This window comes from Priestia sp. SIMBA_032 (assembly GCF_046535215.1).
Lineage (GTDB): Bacteria > Bacillota > Bacilli > Bacillales > Bacillaceae_H > Priestia > Priestia aryabhattai.
Window position 1 is genome coordinate 1 of the sequence record NZ_JAWRXD010000997.1, and the last position, 259, is coordinate 259.

Consider the following 259-nt stretch of genomic DNA (forward strand, 5'->3'; position numbering starts at 1 on the left):
CTCGTCGGCCCTGACGGCGGAAGACGTCCCGGACGTCATGAACGAGGTCGGCGATCGGGTGATCGCCCACATCATGGAGGACAATCCCGAGTGGCACGCGGCGATGGGCAATCCCCTGTCGTCCAAGCCCCGCGGCGGCCTGTCGGCGCAGGACGCGGCGCAGAAGATCACCGGCAAGATCCCGCTGATCCCGGATGTCGAGGAGCAGCGGTTGATCTGGGAGTTGATCGAGGAGCAATACCGCGCCGAGATCGCCGCT

The 259-nt window shown here is 66.4% G+C and carries 1 protein-coding gene; it reads left to right on the forward strand.

What is annotated here, in order from left to right; genetic code table 11:
* A partial coding sequence (locus tag SB717_RS37350) for a hypothetical protein (RefSeq protein ID WP_410908164.1) occupies positions 1–259 on the forward strand: 259 nt, incomplete at both ends.